The sequence below is a fragment of the Devosia oryzisoli genome, from assembly GCF_014837245.1.
Classification (GTDB): Bacteria; Pseudomonadota; Alphaproteobacteria; order Rhizobiales; family Devosiaceae; genus Devosia; species Devosia oryzisoli.
The window spans coordinates 1-23,435 of record NZ_JACYFU010000006.1; the positions used below are offsets into that span (position 1 = coordinate 1).

25 protein-coding genes and 1 tRNA gene are annotated in these 23,435 nt (G+C 63.9%); 17 read left to right on the forward strand and 9 right to left on the reverse strand.

The genetic code is table 11. The annotated features are described in order from the left end of the window. Positions 1-467: 467 nt before the first annotated feature. The 3 genes from IC608_RS17040 (at position 468) to IC608_RS17050 (ending at position 5,192) form a co-directional block, all read left to right on the forward strand. Positions 468-2,663: a mechanosensitive ion channel domain-containing protein gene (locus IC608_RS17040; protein ID WP_191778022.1), complete on the forward strand. Its 2,196-nt coding sequence runs from the start codon at positions 468-470 to the stop codon at positions 2,661-2,663. Between the two features lie 140 nt (positions 2,664-2,803). Beyond that, positions 2,804-4,024: a lytic murein transglycosylase gene (locus tag IC608_RS17045; RefSeq protein WP_191778024.1), complete on the forward strand. Its 1,221-nt coding sequence runs from the start codon at positions 2,804-2,806 to the stop codon at positions 4,022-4,024. A gap of 169 nt (positions 4,025-4,193) precedes the next feature. Beyond that, complete coding sequence (locus IC608_RS17050; RefSeq protein WP_248306477.1) at positions 4,194-5,192, forward strand: alpha/beta hydrolase; 999 nt, start codon at positions 4,194-4,196, stop codon at positions 5,190-5,192. Between the two features lie 52 nt (positions 5,193-5,244). On the opposite strand, the gene IC608_RS17055 is transcribed toward IC608_RS17050, so the two are convergent. The 3 genes from IC608_RS17055 to IC608_RS17065 all read right to left on the reverse strand — a co-directional run bounded on the left by IC608_RS17055 (position 5,245) and on the right by IC608_RS17065 (position 6,500). After that, positions 5,245-5,661, reverse strand: a complete 417-nt coding sequence (locus IC608_RS17055) for a VOC family protein (protein ID WP_191778026.1) — start codon at positions 5,659-5,661, stop codon at positions 5,245-5,247. A 76-nt stretch (positions 5,662-5,737) separates the two neighbouring features. Next, complete coding sequence (gene bfr, locus IC608_RS17060) at positions 5,738-6,223, reverse strand: bacterioferritin (protein WP_191778028.1); 486 nt, start codon at positions 6,221-6,223, stop codon at positions 5,738-5,740. Then, positions 6,189-6,500, reverse strand: coding sequence for a (2Fe-2S)-binding protein (locus tag IC608_RS17065; protein WP_191778030.1), 312 nt, complete (start codon positions 6,498-6,500; stop codon positions 6,189-6,191). The genes bfr and IC608_RS17065 overlap by 35 nt, the downstream gene beginning before the upstream one ends. Before the next feature lie 172 nt (positions 6,501-6,672). Between IC608_RS17065 and IC608_RS17070 the strand changes: the two genes are divergently transcribed. Further along, a complete protein-coding gene (locus tag IC608_RS17070) occupies positions 6,673-7,479 on the forward strand; it encodes an alpha/beta hydrolase (protein WP_210316410.1) in 807 nt (268 codons plus the stop codon). Positions 7,480-7,503: 24 nt separating this feature from the next. Here the strand turns inward: IC608_RS17070 and IC608_RS17075 are convergent, their stop codons facing one another. Together IC608_RS17075 and IC608_RS17080 are read right to left on the reverse strand one after the other, a co-directional pair. Continuing rightward, entirely contained in the window at positions 7,504-8,211 is a 708-nt protein-coding gene (locus tag IC608_RS17075; RefSeq protein WP_191778034.1) for a DUF599 family protein, read from the reverse strand. A 113-nt stretch (positions 8,212-8,324) separates the two neighbouring features. Beyond that, positions 8,325-9,362, reverse strand: coding sequence for an aldo/keto reductase (locus IC608_RS17080; RefSeq protein ID WP_191778036.1), 1,038 nt, complete (start codon positions 9,360-9,362; stop codon positions 8,325-8,327). A 222-nt stretch (positions 9,363-9,584) separates the two neighbouring features. Between IC608_RS17080 and IC608_RS17085 the strand changes: the two genes are divergently transcribed. From IC608_RS17085 to IC608_RS18535, 5 genes are all read left to right on the forward strand, one after another. Further along, positions 9,585-9,661, forward strand: a tRNA-Met gene (locus IC608_RS17085). A gap of 328 nt (positions 9,662-9,989) precedes the next feature. Continuing rightward, positions 9,990-12,290, forward strand: a complete 2,301-nt coding sequence (locus IC608_RS17090) for an LPS assembly protein LptD (protein WP_191778038.1) — start codon at positions 9,990-9,992, stop codon at positions 12,288-12,290. A gap of 11 nt (positions 12,291-12,301) precedes the next feature. Further along, complete coding sequence (locus IC608_RS17095) at positions 12,302-12,826, forward strand: hypothetical protein (protein ID WP_191778040.1); 525 nt, start codon at positions 12,302-12,304, stop codon at positions 12,824-12,826. A 104-nt stretch (positions 12,827-12,930) separates the two neighbouring features. Further along, the gene (locus IC608_RS17100) at positions 12,931-13,530 is read left to right on the forward strand and encodes an alpha/beta hydrolase (protein WP_191778042.1); all 600 of its coding nucleotides are present in this window, start codon (positions 12,931-12,933) and stop codon (positions 13,528-13,530) included. A gap of 95 nt (positions 13,531-13,625) precedes the next feature. Beyond that, positions 13,626-14,666, forward strand: a complete 1,041-nt coding sequence (locus IC608_RS18535) for a DUF3298 domain-containing protein (RefSeq protein WP_191778044.1) — start codon at positions 13,626-13,628, stop codon at positions 14,664-14,666. Between the two features lie 4 nt (positions 14,667-14,670). On the opposite strand, the gene IC608_RS17110 is transcribed toward IC608_RS18535, so the two are convergent. Further along, positions 14,671-14,967 carry a GNAT family N-acetyltransferase gene (locus tag IC608_RS17110; protein WP_191778046.1) on the reverse strand — a complete coding sequence of 99 codons (297 nt, stop codon included), beginning with the start codon at positions 14,965-14,967 and terminating at the stop codon, positions 14,671-14,673. A gap of 98 nt (positions 14,968-15,065) precedes the next feature. Between IC608_RS17110 and IC608_RS17115 the strand changes: the two genes are divergently transcribed. From IC608_RS17115 to IC608_RS17140, 6 genes are all read left to right on the forward strand, one after another. Beyond that, a complete protein-coding gene (locus IC608_RS17115) occupies positions 15,066-15,452 on the forward strand; it encodes a RidA family protein (protein WP_210316415.1) in 387 nt (128 codons plus the stop codon). Positions 15,453-15,549: 97 nt separating this feature from the next. After that, a complete protein-coding gene (gene eda / locus IC608_RS17120; RefSeq protein ID WP_191778048.1) occupies positions 15,550-16,185 on the forward strand; it encodes a bifunctional 4-hydroxy-2-oxoglutarate aldolase/2-dehydro-3-deoxy-phosphogluconate aldolase in 636 nt (211 codons plus the stop codon). 58 nt (positions 16,186-16,243) lie between these two features. Further along, complete coding sequence (locus IC608_RS17125; RefSeq protein ID WP_345890921.1) at positions 16,244-16,618, forward strand: winged helix-turn-helix domain-containing protein; 375 nt, start codon at positions 16,244-16,246, stop codon at positions 16,616-16,618. A gap of 53 nt (positions 16,619-16,671) precedes the next feature. Continuing rightward, on the forward strand, positions 16,672-17,409 hold the full coding sequence (modA, locus tag IC608_RS17130; protein ID WP_428056367.1) for a molybdate ABC transporter substrate-binding protein: 738 nt from the start codon (positions 16,672-16,674) through the stop codon (positions 17,407-17,409). Between the two features lie 24 nt (positions 17,410-17,433). Continuing rightward, complete coding sequence (gene modB / locus IC608_RS17135) at positions 17,434-18,114, forward strand: molybdate ABC transporter permease subunit (RefSeq protein ID WP_191778055.1); 681 nt, start codon at positions 17,434-17,436, stop codon at positions 18,112-18,114. Positions 18,115-18,221: 107 nt separating this feature from the next. Further along, entirely contained in the window at positions 18,222-19,406 is a 1,185-nt protein-coding gene (locus tag IC608_RS17140) for an alpha-hydroxy acid oxidase (RefSeq protein WP_191778057.1), read from the forward strand. Positions 19,407-19,431: 25 nt separating this feature from the next. Here IC608_RS17140 and IC608_RS17145 read toward each other — a convergent pair whose 3' ends face one another. The 3 genes from IC608_RS17145 to IC608_RS17155 are packed head-to-tail and all read right to left on the reverse strand — an operon-like array spanning position 19,432 to position 21,146. Continuing rightward, on the reverse strand, positions 19,432-20,232 hold the full coding sequence (locus tag IC608_RS17145; protein WP_191778059.1) for an anti-sigma factor family protein: 801 nt from the start codon (positions 20,230-20,232) through the stop codon (positions 19,432-19,434). Continuing rightward, complete coding sequence (locus tag IC608_RS17150; protein ID WP_191778061.1) at positions 20,229-20,735, reverse strand: sigma-70 family RNA polymerase sigma factor; 507 nt, start codon at positions 20,733-20,735, stop codon at positions 20,229-20,231. Before IC608_RS17150 ends, IC608_RS17145 begins: the two co-directional genes overlap by 4 nt. 18 nt (positions 20,736-20,753) lie before the next feature. Next, complete coding sequence (locus IC608_RS17155) at positions 20,754-21,146, reverse strand: COG4315 family predicted lipoprotein (protein ID WP_191778063.1); 393 nt, start codon at positions 21,144-21,146, stop codon at positions 20,754-20,756. Positions 21,147-21,372: 226 nt separating this feature from the next. On the opposite strand from IC608_RS17155, the gene IC608_RS17160 reads away from it, so the two are divergent. Together IC608_RS17160 and IC608_RS17165 are read left to right on the forward strand one after the other, a co-directional pair. Beyond that, positions 21,373-21,930 (forward strand): TRAP transporter small permease subunit, encoded by a 558-nt coding sequence (locus IC608_RS17160; protein ID WP_191778065.1) that lies wholly within the window; start codon positions 21,373-21,375, stop codon positions 21,928-21,930. Then, positions 21,930-23,321: a TRAP transporter large permease gene (locus IC608_RS17165; protein ID WP_191778066.1), complete on the forward strand. Its 1,392-nt coding sequence runs from the start codon at positions 21,930-21,932 to the stop codon at positions 23,319-23,321. The genes IC608_RS17160 and IC608_RS17165 overlap by 1 nt, the downstream gene beginning before the upstream one ends. Positions 23,322-23,435: the final 114 nt, after the last annotated feature.

The window sequence follows — 23,435 nt, forward strand, 5'->3', positions numbered from 1 at the left end:
TCACCGCAAGGTCTGCCAAAAACACAACACTCTTTACACTCAACGTGCACAAACGCCCCCGCAAAAACAGCGGGGGCGTTTTGCGTCCGGTTAAGGGAAAATGTTGCGACCAACCCAGGGCACCCGCAGGCGCCAATGCCTCGATGAGCCGGTCGGCATGCGACTATTCGCCAACGATCTTGCGCTCGATAGCCCACCAATCGCCGCAGCCGAACCTTTACCCTGACCGGGTTGCCTTACGTAAGAAGCCTTAGAAGGCAGAGCCCAGCGGGGACTGCGCGTCCTCTGGCCGGCCCCACAGAGGGGTCCGATCAGAGCGACGTCGTCCCCAGCCTGACTGAAAGCCAAACTTCAGTCACGACACGCGTGCGCAGGGGGCGAGGCCGTCCGTATTCCTGTTCCCTAGGGGTTGACCCGTGCAACAAGGTAGCCATGCTGGTTCCGCTAAACCACAGCCTGCGGAATCCATGCGCTTAATCCTTATCCTCTTCGTTACGCTCTCGATGTTCAGCCCGGTGGTCATGGCGCAGGAGGGGGCAGGGGGCGCGGTCTCGGCGACCGAACAGCAAGCTTCTCCAGCAGTCGATGATCTGATCCGCATTCTCCAGGACGACGCCGCTCGTGCCCAGTTGATCGACCGGTTGAGGGCGGAGGTCCCCGAGGACACCGCGGCCAGCGCCGATGTGGCGGACTTTTCCATCGCTCGGCAACTCGCGAACTACACCCAAGGGGCGGCTCAGGGCGCGTCGGCGACGGCGCGAGCCGTGGTGCGCGCCGTGGCCGAGGTGCGCGGCCTCGTCGACGGCAGCCTGCACCTTGATGTCAATGCGATTCAGACGGTCCTGGTAGGTCTGCTAGCGGTGGCCGCGGGCTTGTTCGGCAGCTACTTTCTGCTTCGGCTTGCTGCCAACGCGGCTATGAGCCGAATTCTTCGTGACGTGCGGCGTCGAGGGTGGCCGACGCGTATCGGCAAAATCGCCAGCGCTATTGTCATCGACGGCATTAGCATCGTCTTCGCGTGGGGACTGGGCTACGTGGTGGCCCTGAATGTGGAGACGACGCCGACGGGGCAGGTCGGCTTGTACCAAGCCTTGCTCCTCAACGCCTTTCTGGTGGTGGAACTCTCCAAGCTTGCGAGCCGGGTGCTCTTGGCGCCGCGGCATCCGGAAGCACGCTTCGTGCCGGTTGCCGACAGCAATGCCGTCTACTGGTCGTTTTGGATCGGCCGGGTCATTTCGTTGATCGGCTACACCTTCATGTTCGCTTCCCCCGCCCTGGCGCAGTCGATTTCCCGCGCGCTGGCTGCCGGGGTGCAGGTGGTGGTGATGAGCACGGCCGTGGCGATCGGCGTACTCGTGGTGCTGCAGAATCGCGATGATGTTCGTGCCTGGCTCGCACATCGCGCCGAACGCCGGAACCATGACCCGCTGGGACGGCTGCTGCTGGTCCTTGGACAGTACTGGCACATCTTGGCCATTCTCTACCTGGTGGGGCTTCTGTTGGTATGGTTTGCCAACCCTGACGACGCGCTCCCATTCATGCTGGGCGCCACTGCCCAGTCGATCATCGCCGTGATTATTGGCGTTCTGGTTCTTGGGTTCGTGGGGCGGTTCGTGAGCGGCGGCCTCGAACTGCCTGAGGATGTGCAGGAGCGCTTGCCGCTGCTCGAGGGGCGCCTGAAGGCCTTTGTGCCGCGTGTTATGCTGGTCATCCGCTGGATCGTGCTGGCGCTCGTCGTTATTGCGATCGGCCAGGCATGGAGCCTTTTCGATTTTGTGGGGTGGCTATCGACGGACGAAGGCCTGGGTGTGGCCGGAGCGGTGACATCGGCCGCGCTGATCGTTGTGGTCGCCGTTGTGCTGCATATTGTGGTGGCGTCTTGGGTGGAGTATCGCCTCAGCCCCAAGGGGGGGCGAGCCCCTTCCTCACGGGAGACGACGCTTCTCAACCTGTTCAAGAACGCCTTCACCGTTGCGCTCGTCATTTTCGGCTCGATGCTTGCTCTGGCGCAGATCGGGGTCAACATCGCGCCACTCCTTGCCGGTGCCGGAGTGGTCGGCCTCGCTATTGGTTTCGGCGCTCAAAAACTCGTGCAGGACATCATCACGGGCATCTTCATTCAGTTCGAGAACATCATGAATGTCGGGGACGTGGTGGCGGTCGGCGACAAGTCGGGGGTGGTGGAAAAGCTCACCATCCGTTCTGTCACGATCCGCGATCTCAGCGGTACGGTGCATCTGGTTCCGTTTTCATCGGTGGATCAGGTCAGCAACATGATGCGGGGCTTCTCCTACCATGTGGCCGAGATCGGCGTCGCCTATGACAGCGACATCACCGCCGTGAAGGCGGCCATGCACGAGGCGTTCGAGCAGGTCATGCAGACCGAGCTTTCCGAATTTGTGCTGGCGGACTTCGAGATGCAGGGTGTGACCGGCTTCGGCGACTCCGCCATCACCGTCCGCGGGCGCATCAAGACCGTGCCGGGGCAGCAGTGGGGCGTAGGCCGTCGTTACAACGAGTACCTCAAGCAGGTGTTCTCCGAACGCGGCATCGAAATTCCCTATCCGCACGTCACCTTTGTCCAAGGGGGCGAAGCGCGGGCCTCTGGCCGGGTATTGCGGCACGGTGACAGGGGCGCGAGCGCAGAGCAGGGCGAGGGCTAGGCTTGACGCCATCGTGATTGGCTGCCGGCCTTGCCTTAAGGCGATCTTAATCGGGTGCGTTAATATTTTCATACGCGCGTCCGTTGCGGCACAGCCGACGCGTTCGTGACTGTTCAGTAGCGCGTAGCACGAGGCCCGATATGATCCTTTTCAATGGCAGCACGGCTGCCCGCATCCGTACGTTCGGCGCAACCGTCATCCTGGTCATGGCCGTTTCGGCAGGAGCGGCCGGCGCAGCTTCCGCAAGCACGGCAGAATTTGTCCGCGGGCTTTGGCCTGAGGCACAAGCGCGTGGCGTGAGCCGACAGGCATTCGAAGCCTCCTTTGCAGGGTACAATCCCATCCCGCAGGTGATGGAGCTGACCAAGTCGCAGCCAGAGTTCACACAGACGGTCAAGCAATACCTCGACAAGCGGGTCACCGATGCACAAGCCCAGAAGGGGCGGGCGATGCGCCAGGAATGGGCGCAGACGCTTGGTGGCGCGGAGAGCCGCTATGGTGTGCAGGCCGAGATTGTCCTGGCCATCTGGGGCATGGAGACCAATTTCGGCGGCTTCATGGGGGGCAAGAACACGATCTATGCCCTGGCAACGCTGGCCCAGAACGGCTATCGGGCCGCCTTTTTCCGCGACGAGTTGCTGAACGCCTTAAGGATCGTTTCGGACGGCCATGTGCGGCCCGAGAATATGGTGGGGTCCTGGGCGGGGGCCATGGGGCATACCCAGTTCATGCCTTCGAGTTTCATGCGCTATGCTGTCGACTACAACGGCGATGGGCGCAAGGACATCTGGAACTCGGTGCCAGACGCTCTGGGCTCGACAGCCAATTACCTCAAGTCGTTCGGCTGGCGCCCCGGTGAGACCTGGGGTTACGAGGTGCGACTGCCGGCGGGTTTCGACGTTCAGGCGGCACAACGATTGGGTAAGGCAACGTTGGAGCAGTGGCGGCAGCTTGGTGTGGCCCGCGTCAACGGCCGGGCCTTTCCGCGTCCGACGGATGTGGGGCGCCTCTATATGCCGGCCGGTGCGACAGGGCCGGCGTTCCTGCTGCTGCCCAACTTCGATGTCATCAAACGGTACAACAACTCCGATAGCTACGCCCTTGCCGTAGGGCATCTTGCGGACCGGATCCTGGGGAGTGGAAGCTTTGCTACGCCTTGGCCAGCCGGAGACTACGCCTTGACGAAAGCGCAGCGGGCGGAGCTCCAGACGCTGCTGAACCGGGCCGGTTTTTCAGTGGGGACGGCTGACGGCGTGATTGGTCCAAAGACCCGTGCCGCGGTGGTTTCCTACCAGCAGGCCCGGGGCCTTAGCGCGGATGGCTATGTTTCTGGTCTCTTGCTCGAGCGCCTCAAGCGCTGACATCGGTTAACGGAGCGTTAACCTTTTGAGGCGCACTCTAATGTTGCTTAAGCAGAGGGCAGGCAGTGGGTCTTGATGACGCGCCTGCCCTCGCCCATTTCGGGCGTCACAATCTGATCGGCTTTGTCGACTAGATACGCTTTTCCTCACTCACGTTGCTGATCCGGCCATGACCATTTTCAAACGCGTCCTCGTGGCGCTTGCTGTCGTTGTCCTGCTTCTGCCCGCCTCTGCGCAGGCCCTGTCGATGATGGACCCGTTCAACCTTCCGGCGGCCATGGATGGCGGCACGGCCAAGGTGGGTGACGGGGTCCCTTATGCGGACGGCCCGCGACACAAACTCGACATCTACGCTCCCGAGCAGCGCGGGGCGGCGGCGCCTGTGGTCTTCTTCATCTACGGTGGCGGCTGGAACCGGGGCGAGCGCTCGGATTACCAGTTCGTGGGGCGCGCCTTGGCGTCGCGCGGCTTCGTTACGGTGATCGCGGACTATCGCCTTGTGCCGGACGTGGCCTATCCGGCGTTTCTCGAGGACAGCGCCAGGGCCCTGCGCTGGGTGCAGGACAATATCGCCAGCTATGGTGGTGATCCAAACCGGCTGTTCCTCGCCGGGCATTCGGCAGGCGCCTACAACGCCGTGATGCTGGCTCTCGACCCGTCATTCCTCAAGGAATATGGCGTCACCATGCCGATCCTTGGCGTGGGCGCGCTTTCGGGGCCCTATGACTTCTATCCATTCGAATATGACGAAGTGCGCAATGCCTTTGGCTCGGCGCCCAACCCGGAAGGCACGCAGCCGATTAACCTTGTGACCTCGGCGGCGCCGCCCATGTATCTGGCGAGTGGGACGACGGACCCGATCGTGCGGGTGCAGAATACCGAGCATTTCGCCCAGGCCCTGCGCGACCAGGGTGTGTGGGTTACGACGCAATATTACGAAGGCTTCGGCCACATGGAGCCGGTGATCGCCATGGGGGCGCTGTGGCGCTGGCGCATGCCGGTGCTGGACGACATGGTGGCCTTCTTCCAGCGTTTCGGCGCCTTCCCCAGCGGCGTGCCCTATGTGGCGGTGGCGCCCGAACCCCCGGAAATGATGCCCGACGCGGTCGCTCCGATGAACCAGATCATCGCCGACCTCGACGCGATGTTCCAGCGGATCGAAGAATAGAGCGGCGGCTCGCCCGGTTCCTGCCTAGCCTTGACCGCGATGTTGGCCCGGATCAGGGCGTGGGTTCGATGACGACCGAGGGGGCCGACCGGCGGTTGGGTCCGTGGAAGACGGCCTCGACGTTGTTGCCGTCCGGGTCGAGCACGAAGCAGGCATAATAGCCCGGGTGGTAGTGGCGATCGCCAGGTGCCCCGTTATCGGTGCCGCCGGCTGCCAGCGCCGCCTTGTAGAAGGCGGAGACGATGTCCTGGTCCTTCGCCTGGAACGCCAGGTGCACATGGGTTGGAGTGGTGCGCGCGTCGGCGGCGTCGACAAACAACTCGTCCACCTGGAACCAGCCTTCGCCCGAGGCTGTGAGCGGAATGCCAAGGACCTTGAGGACAGCTTCATAAAAGTAGCGGGTCGCCACGAAATTGCGGGCGCGCAGGTGCACGTGGTCGAGCAGGCGACCGGTGTGATATTGGGGCATGAACTCTCTCCCTTGAAGCAAAACGCCGCCCGGAGAGGATCCGGACGGCGCGACAGGATCTGGCAGCAGGCGTGGCTTACTCGGCTTCGTCGGCCGAAGACGAATTGAGCTGGCCGTATTTTTCGACGCCAATCTTTTCGAGAAGGTCGAGCTGGGTTTCGAGGAAGTCGATGTGGCCCTCTTCGTCAGCCAGCAATTCCTCGAACAGATTCTTGGAGACGTAGTCGCCGAGCTCTTCGCAAATCTCGCGGCTGGCCTTGTAGGCGGTGCGGGCATCGTATTCGCCGGCCAGATCGGCCTCGAGCACTTCCTTGATGGTTTGGCCGATGCGCAGGGGCGCGACGCGTTGCAGATTGGGATGGCCCTCGAGGAAGATGATGCGCTCGATCAGCTTGTCGGCGTGGTGCATCTCCTCGATGGATTCGGCACGCTCCTTGGAGGCGAGCTTCCTGAAGCCCCAGTCGTCGAGCAGGCGATAGTGCACCCAATACTGGTTGACGGCACCGAGCTCGAGGAACAAGGCCTCGTTAAGCTGCTCTATGACCTTTGGTTCGCCTTTCACGACGTACTCCACTCCGTTGCTTCTTGAGTTTTTCCAACCCGGACTGGAGGCTTACCAGCTCAGCGGGCGGGAGGGCTTGCTGCGCGTGGTAGTTTTCGGTGACGCGCACGATAATGTCCACCACATTCGGCACGCAGCCGCCGCATTTTGCGCGGCGATTGAGTTCGGCATAAACCTTTGCCGGCACCACTAGCTGCCAAGGATCGGCCCTAAGCAGATCGAACACGACGTCCTCGATCTCGCGAGAGGTGATCATGTTGCACTGGCAGACAAGCATAGGCGGGGCCGGCTGGTTCTCAACGCGCGCAATAAACGACCCTCATTCCTGATTGTCAACGTCATAAATTGCCGCTGGCCCAGGCCCTTGCCGCAGTGTGGATCACCGCAGTTTGCTGAAACCGGGAGCGGCCGCAATGCGTAGCTGGGGTGCCGACCGAGCGAGTTCCTGCATGGCTATTTCCCTTCTGACCCTTTTCAACGCGCTGGCCCCCAAGGACCGCGGCTCGCGCCGGTCCGCCCATGACCTGGCCTATGGGCCGCACGCACGGCAAAAACTGGATATCTATACGCCCCGCCGGGGCGGCAAGCACCTGCCGGTGATCGTGTTCTTCTACGGCGGGTCCTGGAGCGACGGGACCAAGGAAGATTATCACTTTGCCGGCAGGGCCCTGGCGGCGCTGGGGTATCTCGTGGTGGTGCCCGATTACCGGCTGGTTCCGGAGGTCGAGTATCCCGGCTTCCTGCGCGACTGCGCGGACGCTGTGGCCTGGGTGGTGCAACAGATCGGCGCCTATGGCGGCGACCCCCGGCGGGTGGCCCTGGCGGGGCATTCGGCCGGGGCCTACAACGCGCTGATGGTGGTGCTGGACGAGCGGTATCTCAAGGCCCGTGGTGTCCTCAAGAACATACGCGCGGTGGCGGGCCTTTCCGGGCCCTACGACTTCTATCCCTTTGACGGACCGATCAGTATCCGGGTTTTCGGGGCCGTTGCCGCGCCGGACGACACGCAGCCGGTGAACCATGTGGCTTCGCCGGTGCCGGCGGTGTTCCTGGGCCATGGTGCAGAAGACGAACTCGTGCACCCGCGCAACAGCCGGGCGCTGAGGCAGCGGCTCGAGGCGGCGGGGGTGCCGGTCACCCTGGAAATCTATCCCCGCCTCAAGCATGCCGAACCGCTCCTGGCACTGAGCCGGCCGTTCCGCTGGCGGGCACCGGTGATCGCGCAACTGCGCTCGTTCTTCGAGGCGATGCTCTAGACCGGCCGACCCGGTCGGCGCTGGTCAGGACTCCGGCGGCGCCTGTCGCGGGCGATGGCGGGCGGCGATGACCGCGGCAGAAGCGGCGGTTCGGTGCGCGGTGGAGAAGAATTCGCGATGCGCCAGCACCAGGATCGTCACCAGCGAGGCGGCAACGGCCAGCCAGCCGGAAACGAACCAGGCCACGGTGCCGACCGAGAAATAATAGGCGCGGATGCCGCTGTTGAAGTTCTTGGCGCCCAGGGCGTTCATGCGGGTGATGGCGTCGATTTCCTCCTCGGTCGTGACCCGGTCGTGGTCGAGCGCGCCGAGCATGATGCAGAAATGATTGAACTGGCGCAGCGACAGGGTGAAAGCAAAGAACGCCTGCACGAACAGGATCAGCATGATCACCAGATGCACCTGGACGTCGAGGATGGTGAACCCGTGGTCCACCGAGACCGAGCCGAGTGCGTCCATGAGGTCGGGGATCTGGCCGAAGGCGGCAAACACCGCCAGCACGAGCAGTACGGCGGTGGAGGCCAGGAAGCTGACCGAGCTCATGATGTTGCCCGAAAGGATGGCGTCGAACGGCGTTTCGCGGCGCGTCGCATTGCTGACCCAGCGACGGCGCTGCATGTTCATGATGACCGAGAGCGAGGGCCGGCGTCGCTCCACCAGCGGCACGACGATATTGTAGGCCGCATAGGCAATCAGCGGCGAGGCGGAAGTCAGGAGGGTCAGCAGGGTCACGGGTCGACGCGGGCTCCGGGGCAGGCGATGGCGCAACTATAGCGGCGCCATCGCAATTGGCCATCCGGTGCCGGAGACCCCATGCCGGCTGGGGGCGTGGGCTTTGCGCTGTTCTAGATCGGGCGGGGGAAACGGCGATGGATGGCCTCGATCCCGGAGAGCACTTCGGGGCTGAGGGTCAGGTCGGCGCCGGCCAGGCTCTGCGACAACTGCTCGGTGCTGGTGGCGCCCAGAATGGTGGCCGTCATGAAGGGGCGCGAGCGGCAGAAGGCAATGGCCATGGCGACAGGATCGAGGCCGTGCTCGCGGGCGAGCTGATGGTAGGCCTCGGTGGCCGTCTGAGAGTGCTCGGTGAGCCGCCACATGCCCTTCTGGTACTCCTTGCGGCTCCCCGGAGGCGTCACGCCGCCGGCATACTTGCCGGTGAGGATGCCCGCAGCCAGCGGCGAGTAGGCCAGGAGCCCGACATTTTCGTGGTGGCTGAGTTCGGCGAGGTCGTGATCGAAGAGGCGACGGAGCAGGCTGTATTCGTTCTGTACCGAGACGAGGCGCGGCAGGCCCCTGGCCTCGGCAATGCGGAGCCACTGGGCGATGCCCCAGGCGGTTTCGTTGGAGACGCCGATATGGCGGATCTTGCCGGCCTTGACCTGGGCATTGAGCGTTTCGAGCATTTCCTCGATATTGGCGAGGACATCGGCCGTTTCCTGCCGCTCCGGGGCGTATTTCCAGTAGCCTTCGAAATGGTAGTGGCCGCGGCTCGCCCAGTGGATCTGGTAGAGGTCGATATAGTCGGTCCTGAGCCGCTTGAGGCTGGCGTCGAGCGCCTGCGGGATGGTGGTGCCGTCGGCGCGCCGGCCGCCACGCAGGAAGGCCGAGCCACCGCCGCCGATCTTGCTGGCGAGCACCCAGCGATCGCGATCCTTGTGGGTGACAAACCAGTTGCCGATGATTTCCTCGGTGCGGCCGCTGGTTTGCGGACTGCCGGGCACGGCGTAGAGTTCGGCCGTATCCATGAAGGTGATGCCGGCGTCCAGCGCCATGGCGATCTGCGCGTGGCCCTCGGCCTCGGTATTCTGGCTGCCCCAGGTCATTGTGCCCAGGCAGAGGTCCGTCACCGCGATATCGGTGCGGCCCAGGGTCTTCATTTTCATGGGAAATTCCGGTTGGTGCGAAGAAAGGCGCCGGACCCTAGACCAGACGCACGGATGAGGGAAGGGCAGCAGGCGGTGGTTTTTCCACAGCGGCAGGGGGCGGGACCGGCCGGTTTCCGGCGATGTCAAAAAACCGTCATGCCGGAGCGCTTTGGGGGTTGAGGTCTCGGGAGGGACCCCCTATATAGCCCCTACGCCGCGCTTTGCAGCGCAGGCGCGTGACGCGGGATGGAGCAGCCCGGTAGCTCGTCAGGCTCATAACCTGAAGGTCGCAGGTTCAAATCCTGCTCCCGCAACCAAATCGAAAACCCGTTGGACTTTGTTGTTCAGCGGGTTTTTCCTTTTCCAGCTATCGATGCCACTGCGGATTGCTGTCATCGCGTTTCCCTTCGTGACGCCGGCAGGGCGTTCTTTCGCGCAGCGTTTGGTCACATGTGCGCTCCGCGCAACAGGACTTCTTCCTGGCGAGGGATTTGGACATTGTTCATTGCCGATGCCTAAAATGATCTGTAACCAGTTTGCCGTTAGACCTGTGCCGGGGGTGCGGGAGGCGAGCGTGCGGAACAATGGGTGCGGACCGGACACCGGGCGTTAGGCTGGCGGATCGGACGAAGCAGGGCAGGAAGCGTGAGGCCAAACGACCGCCGAATTAGACCCTATCGGCTGGCGCTTTCGCTGCTGGCGGCAGGTTGCGCTTTGCTGCCGCTTGCTGTGCATGCTCAAGGGCTCGTCCCTCCCGACTTCTTCAACGCCCCTGTCGACCCTGCGGCCCCGACCGCCGTCGAGGCGGACGAACTCGTGTTCGACGCGGTCAACAACGTCATCAATGCGAACGGCGACGTGGTGGTGCGGGCCAGTGGCTACACCCTCGCGGGCAACCGGCTGGTCTACCGCCGCACCTCCGGCGAACTCGATTTCGTGGGGGACGTGGTCATCACCGACCCGTCGGGTAACGTGTCGCGCAGCGCCAACCTCAAGGTGACAGGTGGCCTCAAGCAGGCCTTCCTCGATTCCCTGACCATCACCGGTTACGACGGCTCGCGCATCACCGCCGACAGCGCGGACTACGACAGCGCCGTCCAGACCATCCTGACCCGCGCGTCCTATGCGCCGTGCGGCGAGTGCATCGACGCCCAGGGGCGGCGGATCGGCTGGTCGGTGAGTGCGGCCAAGGTGACCTACACCAAGGCGGATGGATCCGTGGCGTTGGAGCAGCCGAGCCTGGCGCTGCTGGGCGTTCCGGTGGCATGGCTCCCTTATCTCTGGATTCCCAATCTCAGCAACGAGGCACTCCAGCGCATTCCGCGGCCGAGCCTCGCCTATAGCGAGGAGATCGGGCTCAAGGTGGAGGTGCCCTTCTCGGTCTATTCGAGCAAGTTCACCGACATCATTCTTTCCCCGGCGCTGGTCAGCGGCCAGGGCTTCCTGATGGGCGCCGAATGGGTCCAGCGCTTCGACAAGGGCGCGTTCCAGGTCAAGGCGTCGGGGCTCTACCAGTTCAACCCGGACGCCTTCGATTTCGCCGATGCGCGGCGGGAGTGGCGCGGCGCCATCCAGACCTCGGGCCAGTTCGTGCCGGTGGAGGACTGGACTGTCGGCTTTGCCTATGCCGCATTCACCGACAGCGCCTATTTCGAGGACTACTTCATCAATCCCGGCCGGGCGGCGATCAATGAAGTGTATGCCACGCATCTGACGGCAGACACCTATATCGACGCCCGCGTCCAGCAGTATAATCTCTTGGGCGACAACACCGACCAGAGCCGGGACCAGCAGGGCATTGCCTTGCCGAACTTGAGGGCGGAGCACACCTTCCGCTTTGGCCCGGACCTTGGCCAGCTTGACGTTGAAGGCAAGCTGCTCGGCTTTACGCGCAAGGCGGACCGGCGGGCCGTGGTCAATGGCGTACCTTATGATTATGCCTATGCCGGCAATCGGCTGCACGGCATGGCCCAGGCCAGATGGCAGAACCAGTATATCGTGGGCGGGGTGGTCGCGACCCCGTTTGCCGGAGTGCGGGTGGACGGCAGCTATTATGACGGCAACAGTCTCCTGCCCAGCGCGCCCCCCGAGCAGGCGCTGGTCGGGGCAACGCCGATCGCCGCAATCGACGTCCGCTATCCCCTGGTGGCCAGTAGCCCCGGGGTGACGCACCTGGTCGAGCCGATCGGACAGATCGTCTATCGCGGCAGCGACCAGAGCGCGCCCGGGATCACCAACGAGGACGCGCAAAGCGTCGTGCTCGATGACACCAACCTCTTCAGCTACAACCGCTTCACGGGCATCGACCGGCAGGAGACGGGCCTGAGGGCCAATATCGGCGCGCGGTACCTTGCCGATTTCAACGACGGCAGCCACTTCGAGCTCGTTGCCGGGCAGTCCTTCCAACTGGTCGGCCCCAATTCCTTCGCGCTCGGCGACCAGGTTAACGCCGGAGTAGGGTCGGGGCTTGAAACCGCGTCGTCCTACGCCGTGCTCGGCGCCTATGGGCGTCTCGAGAGCGGCTTTACCGGCAGTGGCAAGCTGCAGCTCGACGCGGATGACTTCACCATCGCCCGGGGCGGGCTCGGGGTGGGATATGCCGCCGACGGCTGGGCGGCCGCGCTCAACTATCGCTACACAGAGGCCGTGAGGGCGGCTGGGCAGCTGCGCGACCAGAACGAAATCGGGGCGGATGTCACCGTGCCGGTGGCGGAATACTGGTCGGTTTCGGCGAGTGCCTATTGGGACATCAACGCCAACAGCTACCTGCTGGCGGGCGCCGGTCTCAACTATGACGACGGCTTCCTCCAGTTCGGCGCCAACGCGACGCGCACCGGGCCGACGCACGTTTCGCCGGATGAGACGCGCGTTCTCGCGACTTTCAAGCTCAAAGCGCCCGCCGGATTCAATGCCGGCTATTCCGGTGCCGTGCCGCTGGGCAATTAGGGGTGAGCCGCATGAAATCAAACCGTCTGGCGACTTTGATCGGTGTGGCCCTGCTGTCACTGGCCCTTGCTGCGTGTTCGAGCTTCACGCCCGTTTATGGCGACCGCGCGGGCGGTGGCCTCAGCGAGGCGCGGTTCTTCTTTGCCGAACCCGGCAGCCGGATCGAGCAGATCGTCCTCAACCGGCTCCGGACGGTGTTTCCGCAGCCGGCGCGGCCGGGGGATCCGACGCTGAGCGTCAGTGTTTCCGCGGGCGGCGCCTACGAGGGAATTTCGAATGCGTTCCCGGCGCGACGGCCGCTCGGGCGGCGGGTGACGGCCACTGTCTCCATCGTTGGCGCGGATGGCACCGCGTTTTCGGCGACGCGCTTCGTCGACACCTCGTACCAGTCGGACAGCGTCACTCCCGCCGATGCTGCTGCGGCCGACGGCGCGATGGAGCGAGCGGCCAGAGCCGTGGCAGAATCCCTCCGCGCTGCCATCCTGGCAGGCTATCGCCCCGGCATGTCTGCTCCGGTCGCGCCGATCGCACGCTGACGCGGCAGCGATTGTTTCCAATACCATGACGGTGTGTGACGGCTTATCGCCGTTGCCTGGACGCGAAGGCGCATCCGATATGGGAGGGAACAAGGAGCCAGGCGATGAGCGACTATCACTTCAGGCAGGCGAAAGGCGCTGACGACAGGGCGCCGCTGATCTTTCTGTTTCACGGCACGGGCGGTGACGAGAACCAGTTCTTCGATTTTGCCGGCGATGTGCTCCCCGGAGCGCGTCGGGTGGCGCCGCGCGGCGATGTCAGCGAAGGTGGGGCGCTGCGCTTTTTCCGCCGCACCGGCGAGGGGGTCTACGACATGGCGGACCTGGCGAGGCGGACTGAGGCGATGGTGCAGTTCGTGCGCCAGCGCGTGGCTGAAAGCGATCCGGTGTCCGTACTGGGCCTGGGGTATTCCAACGGCGCCAACATCCTGGCATCCGTGCAGTTTGCGGCGCCGGACCTGTTCGACCGTACGATGCTGATGCATCCCCTGATCCCTTTCCAGCCGCGGGACGTGCGGTTCGACGGCCTGAGCGTGCTCATCACGGCGGGGCAACGGGACCCGATCGCCCCTGCCGGAGCGACACAGGCGCTGGCCACCTATTTCGAGCGCAACGGCGCGGAGGTGACACTGGATTGGCATGCCGGCGGGCACGAAATCCGGCCCGGCGAGGTGGAAGCGATCCGGCGGTTCGTGGCGTCGTGATCCACCGGTAAGGCGACGGTTGCTCCCAATCGCCGAGGCAGTGGAAACAGCCGAGGCGAAATGCTAGCCAGAGGGGGTGCAACCGGGAGACCATAGTGAAAACCGCAACGCTCTTCGCCCTTTGCCTTGTGTCCCTAACAGCCGGCTGGTGCGGGGCGGCGGGCGCCGCCAGCTTCGACTGCAGCAAGGCGGCCTCGCCCTTCGAGCACGCGATCTGCGACAACCCCGAGTTGTCCCGCGCCGACGAGCGGCTGGCAACGACCTATGCCACGGCCACCGGAGGGCTCAGCGAACCTGCGCTCAAGGCGCTGCGCAGCGACCAGCGCACCTGGCTGGACTTCGCGCAACGGGCCTGCACGCGGGATAACAGGCCCATGTCGACCGGCCGGTATTCCGAGGACGGGGTTTCCTGCCTCGTCAGCACGTTCGCGGGACGCTCGGACGTCCTCGAAACGAGCCGGATGATCAGCGGCCAACGATTCTATCCGCTCAGCCGCTACGCCACGTTCCTCGACCCGGATGGCGTCGGGAACGACGACTACTACTGGCCCGTCGCGACGCACCAATTCTCCTTTGCGCAGCTCGACGGGAGCGATGCCGCGGCCGACGCCTTCAATGCGTTCGTGGCGGAGCAGGTCGATGCCCTCGCGGGCGCCTCCGGCGGCGAACCTGGCGAGGGCGACCAGACGAGCGACACCAGCAATTCCATCACCGTCAAAGACGTGGACGAGCGGATGATCACGCTCGACGTCACCACATATTGGTACGGACACGGAGCGGCGCACGGCAACTACACCATCAGCCTCATTCACTATCTGCGGGACAAGCAGCGGGCGCTGGAGGCGTCGGATGTGTTCGGCACCAAGGGCTGGCAGAAGGCGCTTCTCGGGCTGGTGGTCGATGAGCTCAAGACCGAACATGGTGAGGATGTGATGCTCGATAGCCCCGGCGACATCGCCGATATCGTCACCGATCCAACGCGCTGGGACTTGTCGGACCCTTACGGGCTGGTCATCCAGTTCGAGCCCTACGAGGTGGCTGCCTATGCCTATGGCGCGCCCACCGTGCGGATTCCCTGGGCGGCACTGGAGGCGTACCGTGCCGAGGACGCAGACGGTTTTCGGTACGGCTATTGAGCGATCAGGCCAGAAGGTCTCGCCATTCGGGGTGGCGGCGGAACTGCACCACGACGTAAGGGCAGACGGGGGTGATCCCGAAGCCCTGCTCGCGCGCGTCTGCCACGGCGGCCTTGACCAGCCGCAGGGCGATGCCGCGGCCTTCGAATTCGGGTGGGACGCCGGTGTGGTCGATGATCATCGGGCCGTCGCCGGACTTCTTGTAGGTCATCTCGGCTTCCGCGCCGGGCGCAAGCTCGATGACATAGCGGCCCCGGGTGGGGCCCTCTTCACGCGCGATGCGGTATTCGGTTTCGGCCATGCGCCGCCATCCTTCCTGGTTGCGTCGTCAAGTCTGGCGGCATAACGCATCGGCTGCAAGAAAAGTCTGGTAATCCGCAAGGAAACGACATGAGCCAATTGCTGCATCACATGATTTCCTCGGGACCGCGCCCGGTGGCGCCGTTCAGCCATGCCGTGGAGGCGGATGGCTGGGTGTTCGTGACCGGGCAGATGCCGACCGATCCGGCGGCACCCGACGCGCCCCTGCCCGAGGGCATCGAGGCGCAGACGCGGCGCGTGGTGGAGAACCTGCGGATCGTGCTCGGCGGGATCGGGCTGGGGCTCGAGCACGTCACCATGGCCCGCATCTACCTGACGCAGTTCGAGCGCGACTACGCGTCACTCAACGCCCTTTGGCCGAGCTTCTTCGAGCCGGGGAAGCTGCCGGCGCGGACCACTATCGGGGTGACGGCATTGGCGGTTGGCGCGCTGGTGGAGATCGACCTCGTAGCGCGCCGCTCCTGACCCCAGTCGGGGCCGAATTTCACGCAGCGGGCTTGCAGGAACGCGGCCCGGCGCCTAACGCTTTCGCCAAGGCTTGCACAAGAAACGGGACCCAACCATGCCACAGGACGCCAACGCCATCCGCTCCATTCTTTCGCTCGCGCCGGTGGTGCCCGTCATCATCCTCGACGACGTGGCGCAGGCGCGGCCGCTGGCCGAGGCGCTGGTGGCCGGAGGCCTGCCGGTGCTGGAGGTGACGCTGCGCACGCCCAATGCACTCAAGGTCATGGAGGAAATGGCCAAGGTCAGCGGCGCCATCGTTGGGTCCGGAACGGTTCGCCATGCCGCGCACATGAAGAGTTCGGTCGATGCCGGCTGCCGGTTCATGGTTTCGCCCGGCGCTTCGCCGCGGCTGCTCGATGCTGCCGACGACGTGGCCATTCCGCTGCTGCCGGGCATCGGTACGCCCACCGAAGCGATGACGGCGGCCGAGCGCGGCTATTCCTTCCTCAAGTTCTTTCCGGCCGAGGCGCTGGGCGGCGCCCCGGTTCTCAAGGCTTTCGCCTCGCCGCTGCCGGACGTCACCTTCTGCCCCACGGGCGGGATCGATCCGGAAAAGGCCAAGACCTACCTAGCCCTGCCGAACGTGATCTGCGTGGGCGGATCGTGGATCATGCCCGCCGACGCCTTGGCCAGCAGTGATTTTGCCCGCATCGAGGCGCTGGCGCGCGAGGCGGCGGCGCTGCGCGGGTGAGCCTCCTGCGAGGTGATGGACTATCCTCCGCGGGATCCGCGGGGCCATGGAGCACGCCGTGAAGAAGGTCGTTCCCGAACACGGACTGGGGCATTTGCGGATCGTCCTCAGCGACACCGCCTATATTGGCCCGGGCCGAGCGGACCTGCTCGAAGGCATTGCGCGGACCGGATCGATCGCGGCCGCCGGCAAGGCGATGGGCATGAGCTACAAGCGTGCCTGGAGCCTGGTGCAGGCCCTGAATGAAGGGTTTGGCAGTGCACTCGTGCTTTCAAGCCGCGGTGGCCCGAGCCAGGGTGGCGCGCAGTTGACGGCCATGGGCGAGGAGGTGCTGCGCCGGTATCGGGCCATGCAGCGCAAATCCGAGGCCGCCATTGCCGAGGACCTGGCTGCGCTGCGACAGAAGCTGCCCAAGATGCCCGAAAACACATAACGCTTGCCGGGGCCGTTGATTTCGGGCACCGATATGTCTTGTTGACCATATCGGTGCCGGTCTTGATCCGCTTTACGCTCGCCCTTGTCCTTGTGTCATCGAATGCGGTCGCTGCCAGCGCGGAGAGCGTGACCGTTGCAGTGGCGGCTAATTTTACCGCGGTGGCAGAGGACCTGGCGAAGAACTTCGCTGCGGAAAGCGGCCACGAGGTCAAGCTCAGCTTCGGGGCGACCGGGCAACTTTACGCGCAGATCAGCCAGGGCGCGCCGTTCAAGGTGTTTTTGGCCGCCGATGTCGAGCGGCCGCAAAAGGCCATGGCCGAAGGCCTGGCTGTGAAGGGCAGTTTTTTCGTTTATGCACAGGGGCGGCTGACGCTCTACGGGCCGGGGCGCGACATGCACGATGGGAAAGCGCAACTTGCCGGCGACTTCGGCAGGCTGGCTATTGCCGACCCAGAGACAGCGCCTTACGGCGCGGCTGCAGTGGAAACGCTGAAGGCGCTGGGCCTTTACGAGAAAGTGCAGCGGAGCATTGTCGAGGGCGAGAACATTTCTCAGACGTTGCAGTTCGTCGATACCGGGAATGCCGAGCTTGGCTTCGTTGCCGCCAGCCAGGTCCTGGGCAAGGCCGATCAATGGCTGGTGCCGCCAGACCTTCACGCGCCCATTGCACAAGGTGCGGTTCTTCTCGAGGCCGGCAGGAGCAATCCAGCGGCTCGGGCCTTCCTCGCCTATCTTCGCAGCGAGGAAGCGATGAAGACGATAGAGGCGGCCGGATACGCCGTGCCGTAGCCTCAAGACCCCAGGATATCCAGCTTGGATTTTGCTCCCCTTCTTTCGCCGATCCTCCTGACGCTCGCGCTGGCCGCTAGCGTCACCGTGGGCCTGCTGCTCGTCGGGACGCCGTTGGCCTGGTGGCTGGCGCGGGGCGAGAAACGAAGGCACGCTGTCGTGGGGGCCTTGGTCAGCCTGCCGCTGGTGCTGCCGCCGACGGTGCTGGGTTTTTACCTGTTGCTGGCGATGGGCCCGAGGGGACCTGGCGGCTGGATCGCCTCTTTCTGGGGTGCCCGCACATTGGCCTTTTCGTTCGGCGGGCTGGTGATCGGGGCGGGGCTGGCGTCGTTGCCGTTCATGGTGCAACCGCTGCGAAATGCCTTTGCAGCCATCAGCCGCGAAATCCTCGAAGCCGCGGACACGCTGGGCGCCTCGCCGGCGCAGCGGTTCTGGTACGTCGTGTTGCCGCTGGCGCGGCCCGGATATCTTGTTGGCGCCATCATGACCTTCGCCCATACCATGGGGGAGTTCGGTGTGGTGCTGATGATCGGGGGCAATATCCCGGGCGAAACGAAGGTGCTCTCGACGGCGCTCTACGACCTGGTCGAGCGGCTGGAGTGGGAAAAGGCGCACGTGCTGGCGGGGGGCATGGTGCTGTTCGGGTTCCTTGTGGTGTTTTCGACGCTGAGATTGGGGCGACGAAGCCTGGGCCCGGTGGACTAAAAAGGCAGAGCTGTCCCACTGAGCCTCGGCACGGCGGGGACAAGCCGGTTCGTTGACGGCTAACATGTTAGTTGCTAGGCAGCCGGCAGTGCTGGAGACATCGGACCATGGCGAACCTCGAGAAATTCCTGACCATCGACGAGTTGATGGCCGAGGCGCGGCGCAAGGTGCCCAAGCAGTTTTTCGACTATGCCGACAGCGGCGCCTGGACCGAGAGCACCTATCGGGCCAACTCCGAGGACTTCAAGAAAATCTTGCTGCGCCAGCGCGTGGCGGTGAACATGGATGGCCGTTCACTCGCTACCACCATGACCGGGGAAGCGGCGGCCATGCCCGTGGCGCTGGCGCCGACCGGCTTCACCGGCATGCAGAGTGCGGATGGGGAAATCAAGGCGGCGCGCGCCGCGGAAAAATTCGGGGTGCCGTTCACGCTCTCGACCATGAGCATCTGCTCGATCGAGGACGTGGCCGAGAACACCAGCAAGCCCTTCTGGTTCCAGCTCTACATGATGCGCGACCGGGGCTTCATCGAGCGGCTGATCGACCGCGCCAAGGCTGCAAGGTGCTCGGCGCTGGTGCTGACGATGGACCTGCAAATCCTCGGGCAACGGCACAAGGACCTGCGCAACGGCATGTCTGCGCCGCCTAAGTTCACGCCGAAGTTCGTGTTCGAAATGGCGCGCAAGCCGCGCTGGGCCTTTCAGATGTTGGGCACCAAGCGACACACCTTCCGAAACATCGTGGGGCATGTAGACGCGGCGGGTGATCTTTCAAAGCTCTCGGCCTGGACCTCCAGCCAGTTCGACCCCGCGCTGAGCTGGACCGAGATCGCCTGGGTGAAGGAACGGTTTGGTGGGCCCGTGATCGTCAAGGGGATCCTCGATCCGGAGGATGCCGAGGCGGCGGTGTCGCATGGGGCGGACGGCATCATCGTGTCCAATCATGGCGGACGGCAGCTCGACGGGGCGCCGTCTTCCGTGCGCGTCCTCCCCGAAATCGTGGACAGGGTGGGTTCGCGCACCGATGTCTATCTCGATGGTGGAATCCGGTCGGGGCAGGACGTGCTCAAGGCCATGGCACTCGGCGCCAAGGGCACGTTCATTGGCCGGGCTTTCCTCTGGGGACTAGGGGCGGGGGGTGAGGCCGGCGTAACGCGGGCGCTAGAAATCATCCAACGCGAACTCGACATCACCATGGCGCTCTGCGGCGAGCGGGATATCGCCAATGTGGGGCTGCACAACATCTATTCGATTGATCTACCACCGCGGAATGCGCCAGTCCGGCAAGGCTAGGCTTTGCCCGCTAGCGCATGAGCCGTCAAAGCTCCTGATAGTCCTGGGGTGGGTGCTCGGGGCTCAACTGGGCAAAGACCGCTTGCGCAACCGTCTTGAGAGTCGTTGGGGACTGGGGACCGACAATGGTGCAGGTGAAGGTGCCGTTGGCCCAGTAGAGTGCATTCTCGTCTCCGGACGAGAGCGCTTCATAGGGTGGTCCTGCGACGCCTGTGGCGGGGGTGATGTAGAGGGTGAGCCGAGCTCCGGTATTGTCTTCGTACATCAGCTGGGCTGCGCGACCACCGGCGGTTTCCGGGGCCGGCAGCAGCCTCCCACCCAGGAACGTCAGTCCCTGCGCCGACAGATCCGGCATCGCCAGATGCGTCGCAAGGCGATTGGAAAGCCAGGTCGAGAGGTGTTCGCTATCGGCGCTCGCCACCTCAACGGCGTGGCGATTCTCCGCAACGTAGACCGTATGGGCGCTGACTGCGTCGGCGATCAGCCGGTCATAGGCTTGTCCGGTGTCGTTCAGGGGGCGCAGTATCCACCCCACAGCGATGCCTATGCCCAGGACAAGGACTATCCCGGCCGCACGCGCAAAGGACTGCCACCGCCGCCGGTTTGCGATGAGGGCTAGGCGGTGTGGATCAAGCCGGGAAGGGATCGGCTGTGCCGTAGCAGGGCCGTACAGAGCCCGGATGGCGTTCGTCTGGCGCGTCATCAGGCTCAACTCGCTGTCCGCCTCGGGGTGAGCGGCGACATGCGCTTCTACGGCTGCGCGTCCCGAGGTGTTCAACTGTCCATCGGCATAAGCCATCAGCATGTCGCGGGTGATTTCGCTCATTTGACGGTTCTCAGATGCGGCTCGGCGGCAACGCCGGTCAAGGTACGCAGCGTGGCGCGCGCGCGGCCCAGCCGGCTCATCAGCGTGCCTTGCGGAATGTCTAGGATGGCGGCGGCTTCGCTATATGGCAGGCCTTCCAGAGTCACGAGCAGCAGCGCCTCCTTCTGGTCGAGCGGCAGGGTTTGTATCGCTCGGCCGAGTTCGGCCAGCGCCAGGTGTCCCGGTTGCGGAGCAGGGGTGGACGGCTCGGGCACAGCGTCGAGATCAACGTGCTCTTCTCGCCGCCGATCGGCACGACGGGCATTGCGGTATAGGTTCGTAAGGATGGTGAACAGCCAAGGCCGCACCGGTCCGCGCGGGCGGAACATGCTTCGTCGGGCAATGGCCCGTTCAAGGCAGTCCTGCACAAGGTCGTCGGCGCGGTCGGCATCATGCGTCAAGGCGCGTGCGTAGCGCCGGAGCGCTGGCACACAGGCCTCGATTTCGTCCAGGATGTCGACCACGCCGAACCTCAGACCACGTTATTCGATGGCAAGATGCCAGACGCCCCCGACGCCATCACCCTTGACGTCGCCCGGTGCGCTGTCTTCGTACCAGTAGTAAAGCGGCATTTCCTTGTAGGCCCACATCTTGGTGCCGTCCGTGCGATCAACGATCGAGAAATCGCCTTCCGCCTTGGATGAGGCATCGGCAAACAGCGGCGGCCACTTTTCAGCACAGGTGTCGTAACAGTTGGAGACACCGGCGGTGTCCTTGTCGAAGATGTAGAGCGTCATGCCATTTTTGTCGGTGAGCACCATTTTCCCACCGATGTCGGTGGATTTGACCGCCCCCCCGAGATAATCGGTGGCAAAAGCGGGTAGGGCGAGCAGGGCCAAAGCGGTGGCACCGGCGAGTAGCGTACGGAACTGCATGGGAATTCCTCCTGTTGGGCGGGCCGTCGATGCGGCCTCACAACAACATCAACACCGGTAGCCCGGCTTTAATCCCCGTTTGCGCATTTTTTTCTGCCAATGGCCAGACTGGCTGCTTATTTGCCCGATGAGGATGCGGCGAGAGATCGCGGTTGATCGAGTGGACAAAATTGTCCTATCGATCACGCAAACAGCAGTATAGGAAAAGCGGGGGAGGGAACAATCAATGCAAGTTTTGGCGAGGTTTATCCGCCTGATCAGCGGCATCAACCGGATCATCGGACTGACCCTGTCGTGGCTGTCGCTGGCCTGCGTGGTAGTGTGTTTCACTGTCGTCGTGCAGCGCTACGTCTTTCACGTCAGCGTGCTGTGGATGCAGGACCTCTACGTGTGGCTTTCCGGAGCGATGTTCACCGGGGTGGCGGGCTTCGCGCTGCTGCGGCAGGACCACGTGCGGGTCGATATCTTCTACCGTCCTGCATCGACACGATGGAAGGCAACCGCGGATCTCGTAGGCACAGTACTGTTCTTGCTGCCCTTCTGCGGCGTAGTGATCGTCTATGGACTACCCTACGTGCAGCGCTCGTGGCGCCTCTATGAGGGGTCAGCCAATATTGGGGGCATGCCTGGGCTGTTCATTCTCAAGAGCTTCATTCTGGTCTTCGCGATCGTGGTGGGACTGCAGGGATTGGCCATGGCAGCTCGTTCGATCCTGGTGCTGCGTGACCAGGAAGATCTACTACCGCCAGCCTTGCGTTACGAAGCCGAGAGGGGGCACGGCTGATGGATCCAAAACTGCTTGGAGAAATTCTCGCCGGATTGATGTTCTTCGGCATCATCGGTGTTCTTCTCATCGGCTTCCCCGTAGCCTTCAGCCTGGCTGGCACGGCTCTGATCTTCGGCCTTGTCGGCTTCTGGCTTGGGGTCTTCGACCCGTCCAATCTCGGGTTCCTGGCCTCGCGATACATCGGCACCATGACCAATGAGGTGCTGGTCGCCGTGCCCCTCTTCATCTTCATGGGCATCATTCTCGAACGCACGGGCATTGCCGAGCGACTGTTGCTGACGATGGGCAAGCTGTTCGGCAACCTGCGCGGCGGCCTCGGACTATCGGTTGTTCTGGTGGGCGCGCTTTTGGCCGCATCGACCGGTGTAGTGGGCGCCACCGTGGTGACCATGGGCTTGATTTCGCTGCCGGCCATGTTGCGCGCGAAGTATGATCCGAAGCTGGCGACCGGCGTCATCTGTGCCTCGGGCACGCTGGGGCAGATCATTCCGCCTTCGACGGTGCTCATCTTCATGGGCGACATGCTCTCGGGTATCAATGCCCAGGTGCAGATGGAGAAGGGGAATTTTGCGCCCGAACCGGTTTCTGTCGGCGCACTCTTCGCCGGAGCCTTCGTGCCCGGACTGGTGCTGGTGCTGCTCTATTCGGTCTGGGTGATCTTCCGAGCCGTGACTGATCCGTCCTCGGCGCCTGCCACGCCTGTCCCCGAAGACGAGAAGAAGCACCTGCCGCGCGAGATTGTTGTCGCACTCGTGCCGCCGCTCCTGCTGATCCTGGCGGTGCTTGGATCGATCCTCGGCGGCGTCGCGACGCCTACGGAAGCGGCGTCGGTCGGTTCGGTGGGCGCGATGGTGCTGGCGCTGTTCGCCCGGCAGATGTCCTTCCGAGTGCTGCGCGAAGCAGTGGTGGCAACGGCTACCATCACCTCGATGGTGTTCATCATACTGTTCGGCGCCGCTGTGTTCTCGGTGGTCTTCCGCGTAATGGGTGGCGACAACCTGGTGCACGAGTTCCTCTCGAACATGCCTGGCGGCGCCATCGGCGCGACCATCATCGTCATGTTCATCATGTTCCTGCTCGGGTTCATCCTCGACACGTTCGAGATCATCTTCATCGTCATCCCGATCACCGCGCCTATCCTGCTGCGCCTCGGGGTGGACCCGGTGTGGCTGGGCGTGGCGGTAGGCGTCAACCTGCAGACGAGCTTCCTGACGCCGCCCTTCGGGTTTTCGCTGTTTTACTTGCGCGGGGTGGCCCCGGCCTCGATCAGCACCGGCACGATCTACAAGGGCGTCATCCCCTTCGTGATCCTGCAGGCGCTGGGCCTGGCGATCCTGTTTGCGTTCCCGCAGCTCGTCACCTGGCTGCCTGACCTGATCTACAACTGACCGAGCGGCACATTTCTTGTCCATCCAGGCCGAAGGGCGAGAAAAAGGTCGCTTGGACCATTGTAGCGCTAGACAGACCGGCTTCTGCCGGTTTGATATTGCGGCGCGTGCATT